Origin of the sequence: Bacterioplanes sanyensis, from assembly GCF_014652515.1 — a bacterium.
Taxonomy (GTDB): domain Bacteria; phylum Pseudomonadota; class Gammaproteobacteria; order Pseudomonadales; family Oceanobacteraceae; genus Bacterioplanes; species Bacterioplanes sanyensis.
The window spans coordinates 1-16,020 of the sequence record NZ_BMYY01000020.1 but is presented as its reverse complement, the minus strand read 5'-3'; the positions used below and the strand labels follow the sequence as shown (position 1 = coordinate 16,020).

Genomic DNA, 16,020 nt, shown 5'->3' with positions numbered 1-16,020 from the left:
AGTTGGTATGAATACTATCTTAACGAGGTGTCCGGGTGAATTAGACCACTACACCCGCCTGGAACCGCGAGCAAATCACCCAAGCGTTGCGCACATTAAACATCGACCAAGGGGAGTTCGAACAGATCTGGCTGCTGCCCGACTTTGCCGGCGAGCAGCCGTTGATAAAGATACGGTAATCGCTAAAGCCACAAAGGCATTTGTTTATCTTTAAATAGCCCACCCCAGATATATTTCATACAAACAATGACTATCAATCAGCGGTGATCCCCATAGCGTGAATCGTTTAAATTGAATATGCCAGATAACGCTATTTGTCTCCTTTCGCTTGGCGATAACGATCTTTATCGAGATACATCGCCTGATCGGCCACGGTAATCCAAGAGGTAGGGCCTTCGACATCTGGGTAGCCGACGTAGGCCATGCCGATGCTAAAGGGCACTGCGACTTCACAGCCATCATCGGTACTGAAGGTAAGTACTTGACGGCGAATTTTATCGACCACACTTTTGGCCTCTGGCACGGTTGTTTGCGGCAGCACTACTACAAATTCATCGCCTGCATAACGCGCGAGTGAATCGCTGGCACGAATGATACTGCGCAGTTTATCTGCCAGCAGCAGCAATGCCTGATCACCGGCAATATGGCCGTAATTATCGTTAATGTTTTTAAAATCATTCAGGTCAATAAATAAAATGGTGCTGGGTGTTTGGTGGCGACGATACAAACCCCATTGCGCATCTAATTCTTCGTACAGCGCTTGGCGGTTAAGGCAACCAGTCAAAGGGTCACGCCGTAGCTGTTCTTGCAATGTTTGGCCTATCTCTTGCTCACGCTGCAAGGCCTGCTCAACAGCTCGGCGAGCTTCGACTTGCTCGGTAACATCGGTCGCCAACCCGATTAAATACTTGAGTTGGCCGTCTTCGCCATTCACGCCATGACCAATATCTTGGATGTAGCGTATATGGCCATCCGCATTACGAATGCGGTATTCTAGCTCCCATTCTCCTTGGCGATGCTGACTCATGGCTGCGTGTATGGCGTTGCGATCTTCTGGCACGATGGCATCCATTAAGGCTTGTGGGTTTTCATATAAAATATCGCGACTGCGCCCCCAAATACGTTCATAAGCCTTATTTACATAAAGAATGCGATCAGCCCCTGGGGTCGCCATCCACACGACGGAGCGAATGGTTTCTGCGATGGTACGGAACTTATCCTCGGATTCTTGCAGTAGCTGGGTCGTCCATTTACGTTGGGAAATATCCACCACATTGGAAATAAAATAGTCGGGCTTATCCTGCTCATTGCGCACCAGATTAACCGTCAGCTGTGCCCACATAATTTGGCCATCGGCTCGGATATAACGTTTTTCAATGGCGTAGGTATCTTTTTCACCTTCGAGTAACGCCCGCAGTTCATCAACATCTTGGCGCAAATCGTCAGGGTGGGTAATATCTTGAAAGCACAGTGTCATCAAAGTTTCACGGGCATAGCCGAGTGTCGCACACAAGCTGTCATTAACTTGCATAAAATGCCCCCCCAAACTCACCACCGCGATCCCCACTGCTCGCTGCTCAAACAAGCTTTGATAGCGTCTTTCTAGCTCGCGAAACTTGCGCTCTTCATCGGCCAGACGCGAGCTATCTCGAATTGCCGCCAGAGCCAGTTGGCGTCCCTCATGGGTGATCAGTGCAAGGTGTATCTCTGCTGCAATACTATGGCCATCGGCATGGCAAATCCGAATACGATTACGCATACGCTGTTCGCCAGTGCTGGAAAAAAACAAACCGACCAGGGCATCGTGATGAAGACGAGCAGCATTTGGCACAAGGCGCGATAACTCGCTGTTATCCAGCTGATCGGCCTCATAGCCCAGAATTTGATGCGCGGCCAAGTTAGCACGCTCAATCAAGCCCTTTTGGTTGACCACCAGCATAGGGTCTGGGCTGTGTAAAAATAGCAGGTCGCTGTGGCTGGGGCTGCGCCGCATTCGATAGTTAGCGCGTAATAACCATACCGTTAGCAGCCCCAACAGCGCCAAAGCGGCCACTGCAAGCAGTAAGGCGTCCATGGGCGGACTCGCTGATTAAAAGATACGTGTACTCTAGCATGTGGGCAGCGCCTTTGAGCCGCTGACGTACAACACTGTGTAACACCCTCATCCGCTTAATTACCATCCACCCTGTGCCATGCAGCGGAGCTCCGCATCGACTTTTAACTGATTGGAATGAGTGCTGATACCGATCGTATCGATACGTAAGACCTTAGTCTCGCACTACGACTAAAGAAGTAGTTGGCTGCCTCGCCGCCCCTGTGGTCGTCAGTTATTGTGCAATTACTCTGCAGTTAAATATCTAAAGAGAACTCAAATAACAACTGAGACTACCGAGGAAGAATCATGAGTTTGCACACCCGCAAGCATGGTGAAGAGCAGCCTTACTGGCCTGCAGGCCCGTTTAAAATCCGTCTGCCATTTATCCACTACCGTTGGGAACTACCAGAGACCATTCAAGCACTGGTGATGTTCGTGGTAGGGCTGGCCATCATTCCATTGCTGGAGAAATACCTAGGTATGCCTTATGAAGCGGCTCTAGCGTATGCGTTTATCGGTGGCCTTTGCTACCTGTTACCAGCCCTGCTTGGGGTGCCATTAGTACCAGGATGGATCACACCCGCTCTGCCCGTGGTGATTCTTTTTTTGAACGGGTTTGAGCCTGGCCCAGAAGCCATTCAAGCAATGTTTGCCCTACAAATCTGGGTCACACTGATCTTTTTGATACTTGGCCTCAGCGGCTGGGGCGCACGCTTAGTGGAGGTCATCCCTAACTCACTTAAATCTGGGATCATCATTGGCGCAGGTATTGCCGCACTGATGGGCGAGTTAAAAACCGGCGGACGCATTGACGCTACCCCCATCTCGCTATTGATTGGCTCTATTGTCTGCGCCTATGTGTTGTTTTCGCTGAGCTTCAAAAATGTGGCACAACAAAGCCCTCTGGCACGGCGCATTGCCAACTTTGGCATGGTACCTGGCATGGTCATCGCCATGATTGTGGGCTGGGCCGTGGGCGAATACCCGTTGCCACAGATTGAATGGGGCATTACTCAGCCTGATTTCGCTTTAATGGCTGACTATCTGATTTTTGCCGTTGGCATGCCCAGCCTAGATATCTTTTTACTGGCCATTCCCACCGCCCTGATCGCTTATGTGATTGCTTTTGGTGACATCATCGTCGGCTTTACCCTAGTAGACCGGATCGATAAGGCTCGTCCAGACGAGCACATCGAGGCCAATGTCAACCGCGTGCACACTGTCACTGCCATCCGCAATGGCATTCATGCATTCTTTGCTCCCTGGCCAGGCTTAGCAGGGCCACTGTGGACCGCAGCTCATGCCACCGTGGCAGAGCGTTACGCCATGGGACGTCAGGCCATGGATTCCATTTACAGCGGTGGCGGCACTTTCTGGCTGACAGGCATGATCGCGCTGTTTTGTTTGCCGCTGGTGACGCTGTTTAAGCCAGTTTTACCCATCGCTTTGTCGCTCACGCTGGTCTTAACCGCTTACATTTGCATCATGGTGGGCATGGAGCAGCTCAAGAACCCAACCGAACGCGGCGTTGCCGGCATCGTGGCGGTCACACTGGCCATGCCAGACCCCAAGTCAACGGTCTATGCCTTAGTGGTAGGTCTGACTCTGTATTTTCTGATTGAGCGCCCACGCCTAATGGGCAAGCATCAACCAGAGGACGAAATGATCTTTGCCGATGAAGGCAGTAATAAGTAGCCCACAGGAGGCTGCCCTTGCTGGCCAAACAGCGAGCGCCAGAACCAGCCGTCGTCGAGCTCTTCGCGGCAGCTGGCTAGCTGGCGCTGGTAGGCATTGGCGCGACGCTGCACTTTTTTTGCCACCCGCAATAACCAGTCTTTGTTTTTATAAGTGCCGCGCAAATAACCGCCCGCACCTTCGTGGTAAGCCAGATACAGACGGTAAGCATCGTGCGGCGCGATGCCGGTGCGGCGAATGGTGCGCGCGTTGTACCAGCCGACAAAATCGACGGCATCTTCAAACTCGTCGCGATCGGCACTCCAGTTACCGGTTAAGCGCTGATATTCCTCCCAAGTGCTGTCGAGGGCTTGCGCATAGCCATAAGCAGAAGAAGGACGCGGCCCAGGAATGATCCACAAATACCACTTGCGTGGCGGGCGGCTGTCATCGATGAATTTGGACTCCTGGTGAATAAACGCCATGGTCACGGCTTCCGGAATACCATACCTGTCCTTCACCGCCTTCGAGGCGTTGTACCAATCGTAGTATTCGTCATAGATATGACAGACATCGTTAATGTTGCGCGGCTGCGGCGTCGAGCAAGCCGCTAACCAGAGCACACTTGCCAATACCAGCAGCCTACGCATCAGCCCTGCCCCCCATGCTGCGCCAGTAAGGCTTGCAGCGCCGCTTCATCGAGAATTTCAACGCCCAACGATTGGGCTTTGCTGAGCTTGCTACCGGCCTTCTCGCCGGCCACCAAAAAATCCGTTTTGGCTGAAACACTGCCGGTGACTTTGGCCCCCAAGGCTTGCAACGCCGCTTTGGCATCATCACGGCTCATGGCGGTTAACGTGCCGGTAATCACAGCGGTCTGCCCAGCCAATGGCAGCTCGCTTGCTGCGGCGGTTTGTGGCTCTGACTCCTGCCAAGTCACACCAGCAGCTTGCAGTTGTTCGATGGTGCTGCGGTTATGCGGCTCGGCGAAAAAGTTCACGATATGACGGGCGACGATGTCGCCGATATCGTCCACCGCCAACAACTGCTCGTGACTGGCGTCCATAATGCGCTGCAGAAAGCCAAAATAACTGGCCAGGTTTTGCGCCGTCACCACACCCACTTCGCGAATACCAAGGGCGTATAAAAACCGCGCCAGCGTGGTTTGCTTAGCCGCTTCAATGGCGGCCAACACGTTATCCGCCGACTTGGGGCCCATGCGCTCCAGCGCCACCAGCTGCTCATGCTGTAAGTGAAACAGATCATCAACGGCGTCAATTAAATCGGCATCCACCAACTGCTCGATCAGCTTGTCGCCTAAGCCTTCAATATCCAGCGCCTTGCGCGAGGCAAAGTGCTTAATGGCTTCTTTGCGCTGCGCCGCACAGACCAAGCCGCCGGTGCAGCGCGCCACAGCCTCGCCTTCAACCCGCTCCACCTGAGAATCGCACACCGGGCAATGCTCTGGCATTTGAATAGCGGCGGCATCCTCTGGGCGCTGATCCAGCACCACAGACACAATTTGCGGAATCACATCGCCAGCACGGCGCACCACGACGGTATCGCCAATGCGCACATCCAGGCGTTCAATTTCATCCATGTTGTGCAAGGTGGCATTGCTGACCGTGACCCCAGCTACGGCCACTGGTGCGAGCCGCGCCACCGGCGTAATCGCACCGGTGCGCCCGACCTGAAAATCGACGCCATTTAAGCGCGTCATTTGCTCTACCGCCGGAAATTTATAGGCAATGGCCCAGCGCGGCGCGCGCGCCACAAAGCCCATTTGCTGCTGCAGGGCCAGATCATTAACTTTAAATACCGTGCCATCGATTTCATAACCCAAGCCATGACGCTTAGCACCCAACTGAGCGTAAAACGCCTGCGCCTCGGTTAGATTATTGGCCAGGGTCAGCTCATCGTTGACCTTAAAGCCCCAATCACGAATGCAGGCAAACACGGCAAACAAGGTATCCGGCAAGCTCGCCTCGTCACTGACCACCCCTAGGCCATAAGCACAAAACTCAAGTGGCCGCTTGGCGGTGATTTTGGAATCCAGCTGGCGCAAAGAGCCGGCTGCGGCATTGCGCGGATTGGCAAACACCTTACCGCCCTGCTCGCGCGCTTGCTGGTTATAGCGCTCAAAGCCATTCAGTGGCATGTAGACTTCACCGCGCACTTCCAAGCGCGCGGGGAAATCGCCCTGCAAGGTCAGCGGCACATTTTTAATGGTGCGCACATTGGCGGTAATGTTTTCACCGCGACTGCCATCGCCACGGGTCGCAGCGCGCACTAGCTGGCCCTGCTCATACAGCAAGCTGACCGCCGCACCATCGAGCTTGGGCTCACACACCAACGCGATGTCGTTGCTGCTACCGGCCAGGCGCTGTAAGCGCGCATAAAAATCGGCGAATTCGTCGCCGTTCATGGCGTTATCCAGTGACAGCATGGGGCGTTCGTGCGCCACTTCTTCAAAGGCACTGAGCGGTGTTGAGCCGACGCGCTGCGTGGGCGAGTCCGGCGTTTGCAGCTCTGGGTAGGCGGCTTCGAGCTGCTGCAGTTCGCGCAACAGGCGATCGTACTCGGCGTCCGGAATGCTGGGGCTATCGTATTGATAATATTCTTGATTGTAGCGGTGCAGCAGTTGCTGCAGCTCGGTGGCGCGCGTTTGCGCGCTGTCAAACTCTGGCAGGCTGTGGTCAGTCATGTGGTTTCATTGCATCGGGCGCCATGATGGCGCCGGTGAGTCGGGAGATCAGCCGCGCTTGCGCTGTTGCAAGCGCTGGCGACGTTCAAAATCCATAATTTGCGCGCGATCGTGCTCCATGGTTTGTGGCGTCAGCGTGCTGTGCTCGCCATCGAGCAAATCACCGCCTAGCTTGCGCGCCACCAGCTGCGCCATTTCTGACATGGCCTCATAGGCTTCAAGCGGCTTGTGCGCACCCGGCAAGCTGAGGAAAAAACTCAGACCTGGGTAGTGGCTGTCGGCCATCGCTAAGGGCACAAAACTGCCCGGCTCATGGCTTTGGGCAACGGAGAACTGTACGCAACCTTTGCCGTCGGGCTGCTCGTAGCGATGAAAGATATTCTTCTCGCCATAGCGCAAATCGCAGCTATTGAACAAAAACAACACATCACGCCCAGGAAAGCCGGATTCAGCCTGCGACAGGACGTGAATCACCAACACCAGCTCCGGCGCTGGACGCTCGCTTAACAGCTCAGCATCGGGAGAGGCAAAGTTTACCGGCTGCACCAGCTCTGGCGCCGGCTCAGGCACATCGTCCAGTTCTTGCTCCAGGTGTGGATCGTTAATGCTGGCAGGGTCCTCCAACTCGGGCTGCGGGTCATAATGGGCGTGCTCTGGCGCCGCATGCTCATCAGCGTCAGACGCTTCGGCGTTTGCGGACTGGGCAACACCGTCATCAGAAACCTCGTCAGTAACTTCCCCAGCAACAGCGCCAACGTCATCGGCAGCCGAATTGGGTGCGCTATCGACGTCATCGCCCAGCTCCTCAACGTCCATCAACACAGGTACCGATTCATCCAGATTGACCGGTTTAACCTTGGGTATTTGCGAAATATCGTCCGGGCCATCGTCAGCGCTAAAAGACTCAGAGGCATCGGCCTGTTTCGTTATGGGCGCATTGAGTTCAGGCTCATCATCCAAGCTCAAGGTTGGCTCACGTCGCTCCACCGCGGGCGCTTCTGGCTCATCATCGCCGATTACGCGCGCCCCACCGCCGGGCAACTCCGGGTTGTGCCCTTCATCAGGGAAGCGAAATTCATTGGACACGTCCAAGCGCAAAGCTTCGGCCCGCGCCCTGCGCATGCGTCGAAAACCATCAATCAGGATCACCACCATGCCCAGCAAACCGAGCAGGATCATGACGGTGCGCCAGCTCCATTCCATAACTAAGTACCTTAAAAAACCGATATTGCTATTTGTTGTTGCACTTGCCGGAAACTACCACCATCGGCAAGCAAGCGGTCAGGCCCTGTGTGGCCATTCCCACCAAAGTGTTACACAACCCATGCAGCGAAAACAGACCCCACGGCCATGTTACCTGCCGCGGGCAGCAGATTTACCTTTGCTGACCTGCCTTACGCCAACCAAAGTACCCGCAGCGTTATTGGTCGATCATTTCTGCGGCTTCTTCCACATCAACGCTCACCAGACGAGAAACGCCGGGCTCTTGCATGGTCACCCCCATTAACTGCGCTGCCATTTCCATCGCGATTTTATTGTGGGTGATGTAAATAAACTGCACCTTATCTGACATGGCTTTAACCAAACGTGCATAACGCCCCACGTTGGCATCATCTAAGGGCGCATCAACTTCATCGAGCATACAGAACGGCGCAGGGTTGAGCTGGAAGATGGAAAACACCAAGGCAATGGCGGTAAGCGCCTTTTCACCGCCGGAGAGCAAGTGAATGGTGCTGTTTTTCTTGCCCGGCGGGCGCGCCATAATCGCCACACCGGTATTGAGCATGTCGTCGCCGGTTAATTCCAACGAGGCATGGCCGCCACCAAACACCTTAGGGAACAATTCCGCCAAACCGCTGTTGATGTGATCAAAGGTTTCTTTAAAACGCGTACGGGTTTCACGGTCAATCTTATTGATCGCCCCTTCTAAGGTTTCCAGCGCTTTTTCCAAGTCGGTGTTTTGCTCATCCAAATAGCGCTTACGCTCGGATTGTGTCTGGTACTCTTCAATCGCTGCCAGGTTAATGGCACCAAGGCGCTGAATGCGCTCGCCAATGCGCTGCAACTCCTGCTGCCAGGCCTCGGCGTCGGCCTCTTCCGGCATCGCCTGCATAACCTCGTGCAAAGTCAGGCCGCTCTCTTTGAGCTGGTCGACTAATGCCTGGCGGCGAATATCCAGCGCCTGGCATTCCATGCGAACTTTTTCGAGGGCATTGCGCACTTCCAGTGCTTTTTTCTCGGCGTCGCTGCGTTGCTGCTCTAACTCACGCAGCTTGGCATCCACCTGCTCCAACTCGTGGCGCCGAGCTTGCATTTGCTCTTCCGCGCTGACGCGCTGTTGCAGCATTTCTTCTAAAGCTGCCTTGAGCAGTTCCAGGTCGGCGGAGTGATCGCGCGATTGCTGCTCAACGATGCTTTCGCGCCGCTGGCGCGCGGTTTGTAGCTGCACCCCCAAGCGCTCGATGGCCTGATTCAAGCCCTGCTCGCTGCTGCTCAGTTGCTGCAGCTGCAACTGCAATTGATGGCGTCGATCTTTATGTTGACCGGCCTGGGCGCGCGCCTGCTGCAGCTGAGTTTGCACTTGTTCGCGGCGTTGCTGCAGCTGTTCGCGTTGATCCGTGTCTTCGTCGACGGCGGCCATGGCTTCGTGCCATTGCTCACGCAAAACTTCGAGTTGCTCGCGTTCTAATTCCTGCTGCTCGGTGATTTCCTCTAGCTCACTGGCGAGTTGCCGGCGGCGCACATCGAACTGCTCTGCCCGCGCCTGCTTGCCCGCCAACTGTGAGCGCAAAGCAATCAACTTTTGACTGGCCTGCTGCAACTCACGCTGAGCGTTTTCGCGCTGCTGCTGCTGACTGCGCAGCTTGAGCTGGTCGCTATCGAGGTCGACTTCGGCCTCTTCAACGTCCATATCCAGCTGTTCGATTAGCTCTTCCAGCTGCTCCAGCTCTTGCTGGCGCGCCAGCATGCCGCCTTCATCGCCGCTTTGGCGATTAATGCGCAGCCAGTCGCGGCCCAGCCAAATGCCCTCGGGCGTGATGATCGACTGCTGCGGCTGCAGCTGTTGGCGCTGCGCCAGTGCGGTGGCCAAATCCTCCGCCACCAGCACCCCTGCCAATAAAGGCGCGACATCGATGTCGCTGCTGACTTTGCTGAGCAGCTGCTCAGGCTTTGCTTCGCCGCTGGCCGGCTGACTTTGCCACAACGCCAGTTGACCGTCGCTTAAGCTGTCGAGCCAATGCTGCACAGGGTCGAGTTCATCGACTAAGACCGCTTGCAAATAATCGCCAAGCACGGTTTCTACCGCTTTTTCCCAACCACTGGCGACTTGCAGCTTTTCTGCCAAGCGCGGCTTGCGCGCCAACTGATGGCTTTCCAGCCAATGACTGACCGCCTCGGAGCCTTCCCCCCAAGCAGCCGACTGCAGTGCCTGCAAGGTGGTTTGGCGATTGAGATGCTGCTGTAGCTGTTGACGCTGGGCATCCAATGCTTGGCGACGCTGCTCTAGGGCTTCCTGGCCTTGTTGCAGCTGAGCTTGCAGTGCATCGACTTGCTCTTGCAGAGATTCGGATTGCAGCTCTTGCTCGCTGCTTTGCTCTTGCAGCAGCTGAATTTCTTCCAGCTCTGGGTTGTGCTCGAGTTGCTGCTGCTCGTCCTGCAGTTTTTGCTGGCGCTGTTGCAAGCGCTGCAGTTGCTGCTCGATGTTTTGAATGCGCGTTTGCGCCACTTCGGCTTGGCGGGTTGGCTCACTGGCGCGCTGGGTGAACTGATCCCAATCGTCTTGCCATTGGCGCTGGGCGTCTTCAGCCAGCATCAAGGCTTCGCTGGCCTCTTCCTCCGCCGCTTCCAGCAGCTCCATTTCTGGCTCTAACTGAAGCCGCTGCTCGCTCACCTGCTCCAGCTTGAGCTGATCTTGCTCCAGTTCTTTTTGCGCTTCTAGCAAGCTGCGCTCGGCCTCGGCCAGGTCGCGATCGAGCTGCAACGACATTTGCGACTGGTGCTCGACTTTTTGCTCTTGGCGGGCAATTTGTGCGCCGACCTCGTAATAGGCCGTTTGTGCCTGATTAAAAGCGTCGGTTTTATCCGTGTGCTGCAGGCGCAGCTCTTCAATGCTGGCATCGGCACTGCGCTGGACCGCCATATGCGATTCAAAGCTGACCTGCAACTCGCCGATTTGCTGTTCACGCTGGCGATAATCGGCATCTAGGGTTTGCCATTGCAGCGCTTGTAGCTGAGCTTTTTTCTCACGCTCCTGGGCTTTTAACTCTTTGTACTTTTCTGCAGCCTGGGCTTGGCGCTGCAAGTGGGCCAGCTGGCGATCGAGTTCTTCGCGAATGTCACTTAAACGCTCCAGGTTTTCCTGAGTGCGGCGCATGCGGTTTTCGGTCTCGCGCCGGCGCTCTTTGTAGCGTGAAATGCCCGCCGCCTCCTCGACGTACACCCTAAGTTCTTCAGGCTTTGCCTCGATCAGACGCGAAATCATGCCCTGCTCGATGATGGCATAGGAGCGCGGCCCCAGGCCTGTGCCTAAGAACAAGTCGGTGACGTCTTTGCGCCGACATTTGGTGCCATTGAGGTAGTAAGTAGACTGGCCATCACGTGTGACCTGACGGCGCACCGCGACTTCGTTGTATTTGGCGTATTCGCCGCGCAGCTTGCCTTCGCTGTTGTCAAACACCAGATCAACGCTGCATTTGCCAACCGGCTTGCGCTCGGAGGAACCGTTAAAGATCACGTCGGTCATGGCGTCGCCACGCAAATACTTGGCCGAGCTTTCGCCCATGACCCAGCGCACGGCGTCAATGGTGTTGGATTTGCCACAACCGTTGGGGCCGACAATGCCGGTCATATTGGTGGTAAAGGGCACGGTCGTCGGATCAACGAAGGATTTGAAGCCGGCCAGTTTGATGGCTTTGAGTCGCATAAATCAGTGAGTTGCCTCGTTTCTTAGGGCATTAAGTACTTGTTGTCGTTGGTGCTGGCCGTAGTTATGCACGATGGCCGGCATGGCTGCAACGTCGCGTTGCAATACCGCCTCGACCAACTGGGCAAAAAAACGCTGCGCATTGTCACGCTCACGCTGTGAATGGCGCATCGCAAGTGCGTAGGTTCGGCGAATGGCCGGTTGCAAGTCGAGCAGCACTTGGCTGAGATAATCGTTCGCCACCACGCCTAAGGCACGCTCCATCAAGACAAAGCCGTAGCGCATAAAGTCATCATAAGCGCCTTGATGTTGCTGCAGCGTATCGGCGGTTGCTAACAAAGGCGGCAGCTGAGTTGGCTGCCAGCGCTCGGCCAATTGCTGCGTTAGCATGATCAACAGGTGCTCAAACAGGTCGTACAGACTGTTGACCCGCTGCACCGTCAGCTCAGCGACGAAGGCGCCACGGCGCGGCAAAATGGTCACCAAATGGCGTGCTTCGAGCAGCAATAACGCTTCGCGCACACTGCCGCGGCTGACGTCCAGTGCTTTGACGACTTTTACTTCCTGTATGCGCTCACCGCTGACCATCTCGCCCGTTACGATGCGATGCTCGATGTGATCGGCAATTTGCTCTGCCAGACTTTGCGCTCGGCTCAAACCCATAATTCAGCCACTCCCCAACGGACGGCGATCATAGCACAGGCGTCTAAATCAGGGGGATGGCCGCCAAACACCTGGTATTGGCGGCTTCCTCCCTGTTCAACCCCGCTCAAGCACGCAATTATTGTCGGACAATCCAACAATAATAATTTCAAGGAGCGCTGAGCATGCTTGAGCATTTGCCCAAACCCTGGATGATCACGCTAAAAAAGTACGCCTACGCCATGGTGGTGGTGCCACCTTTGCTGTTGCTGGCGTCCGAGGCTCTGTGGAGCCGCTTTGGCCATGCCGATGTATTTGCCTGGTTTACCCTGGCGTTTGTATTCGGTTTGGTGCCATTGCTGGACCATATCATTGGCAAAGACCCGGTTAACCCAGATGAAGACAGCGAAGTACCAAAGCTCTCAAAGCAGCAATTTTACCGCTGGCTGACGCTTTTGTGCCTGCCCATGCAGTGGGCGAGCATCGCTTACGCCGGCCATATTTTTATGACGACAGACTTTTCTTTGCTAGGCCAGCTCGGCTGGCTGATGTCGATTGGCACTGTCGGCGGAGTGGTCGCCATTAATGTTGGCCATGAGCTGATTCATAAAGATCCGCGCTTAGAGCAGTGGGCCGGCGGGCTGTTATTGGCCAGCGTGAGTTACGCCGGTTTTAAAGTGGAGCATGTGCGCGGCCATCATGTGCATGTTTCCACGCCGGAGGATGCGTCGTCATCGCGATTTGGCCAGTCGCTGTATCAATTTTTACCGCACGCCTACTGGCATAACTTTCTGAATGCCTGGAAGCTGGAGGCCAAACGCCTAAAGCGCAAGGGACACGGCGCTTTTCACTGGCGCAATGAGCTGATCTGGTGGTATGGCATCAGCGCCTTAATGGCACTGGGCTGCGGCGTATTATGGGGCTGGCTGGGGGTGTTTTTCTTTGTTGCGCAGAGTTTTTTTGCCTTTACCCTGCTGGAGATCATTAACTACGTCGAGCATTATGGCCTGCATCGTCGCAAGCTCGACAATGGTCGCTATGAGCGCACCAACGTTGAGCACTCCTGGAACAGCAATTATTTGCTGACCAATCTGTTTTTATTTCAACTGCAACGCCACTCCGACCATCACGCCTACCCTAAACGCCGCTATCAGGTGCTGCGCCATCACGAGCAAAGCCCACAACTGCCCAGCGGTTACGCCAGCATGGTGGTGTTAGCACTGATTCCACCCTTGTGGTTTAAAGTAATGAATCCGCGGGTAGAGCGCTATTACCGAGGTGAAGAGCATCAACTGCAAGGCACCTGAAGCCAAACCTAAAAAGCGGTAGCAGTGCTCGCTACCGCTTCACTAGAAGTAATATCTCAAAGGCTCTTTTTACCCTACCTAAGCCAGAAGCTTATGACCCTACCTAAGCTAGAGGCTTATGCAACAATGCTAGGTAAAAGCCGTCCATTTGCTCACTCGGCCAAACACGCACGCTGTGCTGGCAATCTGGGTGCAGCGCTTTGCCTTGCCATTCGGTAATGCCCAGCGACACGTTATTGATGCTGTCTGGCAGTTCAATCGGCAGCAGTTGCGCCGGCCGCTTTTTCAGCAGCTGACTGACGACCACTTCGTTTTCTTCCGGGGAAAACGAGCAAGTGCAATACATCAGCACACCGCCAGGTTTCAGGGCATCAAAGGCACTTTGAATCAGACGTTTTTGCTTTTTGGAACACTCCGCGACTTTGCGCAGCGACCAATGCTCTACGGAGCTGGCATCGTAGGTTTTAAAGCGCGACTCAGACGAGCACGGGGCATCCAGCATGATGCGATCAAAGGTATCAGGCTTTATTGAGCCGATGGCGCGGCCATCTTTCATGTAGCACTGAGTATTGTCGACGCCCATGCGCTCTAAATTGGCGCGCAAACGAAAGAAGCGGTTTTTCACCGGCTCCACCGCACTGATGCGGCCTTCATTGCCCATCATTTGCGCCAATAAAATGGTTTTGCCGCCGGGCGCAGCGGCTAAATCCAACACCCAGTCTTGCGGCTTGGGCTGCAATAGCCAAGGTGCCAGCATACTCGACAAACTTTGAATATAAATATCACCGGATTCGGCCTCGGCGCTGTAGGTCAGCGCCTCACGCTGACTGGCCTCCACCTGCCAGGCGTGCAACCCCAAGCTATGGCTCCACTCCACCGGCTCACAAGACACCCCTTGCGCCTGCAGGCGTTCAATAACGTTCTCATGGCCGTCGCGCAGCGTATTCACCCGAAAGGTTACCGCACGCGGCTGGTCAAAGGAGCGCCGAGCTTGGTCGTAGAGTTCAGGCGGGCACAGTTGATCGAATCGCTGGCTAAAATCGCTGGGTAACATGCAGGCTTACACTCTTTCGGTTTGTGGGCATTCGGTCTGTGGGCAAACCATGTACCCAAAAGTGAAATAATACCAAAAAACGCTCTTCATACTTTAGCCACAGCGTTACGCTGGCCACATCAGCCAGGCGATGGCCGCCACCAAAAGCACGACCAATAACACCTGCGAGCGCTCAATGCGCTCATTAAACAACCAAACGCCCCACAGCAGCGCGCCCAGCATACCCACGCCACGTTTAATGGTTTCAATAATGCCAGCGTGCAAGGATTGCAGTGCATACAACTGCGCCGATACGGCCAATACAAACACCAAGGCTGCAAGCAACAAAGAAGCGAATGGCAAAGACCGGGGCGCCGCTTGCTTAAGCTCACCACGCACAGCCAACACCAGCGCCAGCAACACCAGCATGCCGCTGCTTTGCACTAAAGCATGGGCAAAGGGCTCGGCTGACGCCAATGCCCATTTATCGAATACCGTGCCCGTGCCCCAGCCGAGAGCCACCAGCAGCATATAACCCATGCCTGCGCGCCAGCGAAAATTCGCACCGCCCTGCAACAAAAACAATAAGATAACGATGACCAACATGGCCATCAGCTCACGCAGCGCCAAGCCATCTGCCAGCCACCACCAACTCAAGCAAGCCGAAATCACCGGCGTGAGTGCCAATACCGGCATCAATAGAGAAATCTGGCCCACCTTTAACGCCTGAATAAAGGACACCGCCGCCATGGTCGACACCAACAAACTGCCCAGCGCCGGCAGCCAATAATCAGCTCCGGGCCAAGTCGGTTGCGACCACCAACAGAGCAACACATACACGGGAATCACACAGGCACTGAGCCACATTGCCAACGGCAAAGACGGCACCTGCTGCACCAGGCGCTTGCGCTTTAAATCAAACAGCGACCAAGCACAGGCAGAGAGTAAAGCGATTAACACAGACACAGTGACATACACCTTTGGCTAGCAGACCATTTATTGCCCTTTATATAACCTGTTGTGGTCAACCCAAACCGGACACTTTTCTAAGCACATTTTTCAAATTCAATCGGTGTTGCATCGCCCAGCGTCGTGTGTAAACGGCGAGCGTTGTAATAGGCAATGTACTCCCTCACATCGGCCACGGCATCTTCTCGAGTCGCGTAAATATTTCCCGTTAGCCACTCGCGTTTAAGGCTGCCGAAAAAACGCTCTGTGGGTGCGTTATCCCAGCAGTTTCCTTTGCGGCTCATTGAGCACACCATGCCATGCTGTTTCAGCAGCGTTTGGTAGGCATGACTGGCGTACTGACTGCCACGATCCGAGTGGTGGAGCAGTCCTTTAGGCGGTTGGCGCAAGTTAATGGCCATCATAAGCGCTCGACTGACCAGCGCGGTTTCCATATGGCGATCTAAATGCCAGCCCACCACTCGGCGCGAATATAAATCGATCACCACCGCCAGATAAACCCAGCCTTGCAAGGTCCAAATGTAAGTGATGTCTGTCGTCCACACACGATTTTTGTCGCTCGGAGAAAACGCTCGATCCAGCACATTTTCTGCCACCGGCAGCGCGTGTTGACTGATGGGATGGACGCTCTCCCATTTGGTTCCAGCGTCAAAAGCGCTAAAGTTTTAGTTC

At 54.9% G+C, this 16,020-nt stretch carries 10 protein-coding genes and 1 pseudogene; 2 read left to right on the top strand and 9 right to left on the bottom strand.

Going from position 1 to position 16,020, the window contains the following annotated elements; translation table 11 throughout:
• Positions 1–310: 310 nt before the first annotated feature.
• The gene (locus IE090_RS17485) at positions 311–2,074 is read right to left on the bottom strand and encodes a PAS domain S-box protein (RefSeq protein WP_189390411.1); all 1,764 of its coding nucleotides are present in this window, start codon (positions 2,072–2,074) and stop codon (positions 311–313) included.
• A gap of 327 nt (positions 2,075–2,401) precedes the next feature.
• Here IE090_RS17485 and IE090_RS17480 point away from each other — a divergent pair, with 327 nt between their 5' ends.
• Positions 2,402–3,790 carry a solute carrier family 23 protein gene (locus tag IE090_RS17480; protein ID WP_189390410.1) on the top strand — a complete coding sequence of 463 codons (1,389 nt, stop codon included), beginning with the start codon at positions 2,402–2,404 and terminating at the stop codon, positions 3,788–3,790.
• Here IE090_RS17480 and IE090_RS17475 read toward each other — a convergent pair.
• The 5 genes from IE090_RS17475 to IE090_RS17455 form a co-directional block, all read right to left on the bottom strand.
• Positions 3,742–4,419 carry a transglycosylase SLT domain-containing protein gene (locus IE090_RS17475; RefSeq protein ID WP_229815821.1) on the bottom strand — a complete coding sequence of 226 codons (678 nt, stop codon included), beginning with the start codon at positions 4,417–4,419 and terminating at the stop codon, positions 3,742–3,744. The two genes, IE090_RS17480 and IE090_RS17475, sit on opposite strands and share 49 nt — an antisense overlap.
• A complete protein-coding gene (gene ligA, locus IE090_RS17470) occupies positions 4,419–6,473 on the bottom strand; it encodes an NAD-dependent DNA ligase LigA (RefSeq protein ID WP_189390409.1) in 2,055 nt (684 codons plus the stop codon). The genes IE090_RS17475 and ligA overlap by 1 nt, the downstream gene beginning before the upstream one ends.
• A gap of 48 nt (positions 6,474–6,521) precedes the next feature.
• A complete protein-coding gene (locus tag IE090_RS17465; RefSeq protein ID WP_189390408.1) occupies positions 6,522–7,676 on the bottom strand; it encodes a cell division protein ZipA in 1,155 nt (384 codons plus the stop codon).
• A gap of 217 nt (positions 7,677–7,893) precedes the next feature.
• Complete coding sequence (gene smc / locus IE090_RS17460) at positions 7,894–11,397, bottom strand: chromosome segregation protein SMC (protein WP_189390407.1); 3,504 nt, start codon at positions 11,395–11,397, stop codon at positions 7,894–7,896.
• A 3-nt stretch (positions 11,398–11,400) separates the two neighbouring features.
• Positions 11,401–12,060 (bottom strand): GntR family transcriptional regulator, encoded by a 660-nt coding sequence (locus tag IE090_RS17455; protein WP_189390406.1) that lies wholly within the window; start codon positions 12,058–12,060, stop codon positions 11,401–11,403.
• Positions 12,061–12,224: 164 nt separating this feature from the next.
• On the opposite strand from IE090_RS17455, the gene IE090_RS17450 reads away from it, so the two are divergent.
• Positions 12,225–13,346 carry an alkane 1-monooxygenase gene (locus tag IE090_RS17450; RefSeq protein ID WP_189390405.1) on the top strand — a complete coding sequence of 374 codons (1,122 nt, stop codon included), beginning with the start codon at positions 12,225–12,227 and terminating at the stop codon, positions 13,344–13,346.
• Positions 13,347–13,449: 103 nt separating this feature from the next.
• Here the strand turns inward: IE090_RS17450 and IE090_RS17445 are convergent, their stop codons facing one another.
• The 3 genes and pseudogenes from IE090_RS17445 to IE090_RS17435 form a co-directional block, all read right to left on the bottom strand.
• Entirely contained in the window at positions 13,450–14,400 is a 951-nt protein-coding gene (locus IE090_RS17445) for an RsmB/NOP family class I SAM-dependent RNA methyltransferase (RefSeq protein WP_189390404.1), read from the bottom strand.
• A gap of 105 nt (positions 14,401–14,505) precedes the next feature.
• Positions 14,506–15,345 (bottom strand): EamA family transporter, encoded by an 840-nt coding sequence (locus IE090_RS17440; protein WP_189390403.1) that lies wholly within the window; start codon positions 15,343–15,345, stop codon positions 14,506–14,508.
• An 80-nt stretch (positions 15,346–15,425) separates the two neighbouring features.
• Positions 15,426–15,962: pseudogene (locus IE090_RS17435) on the bottom strand (IS3 family transposase); the annotation flags it as partial.
• Between the last annotated feature and the right edge of the window lie 58 nt (positions 15,963–16,020).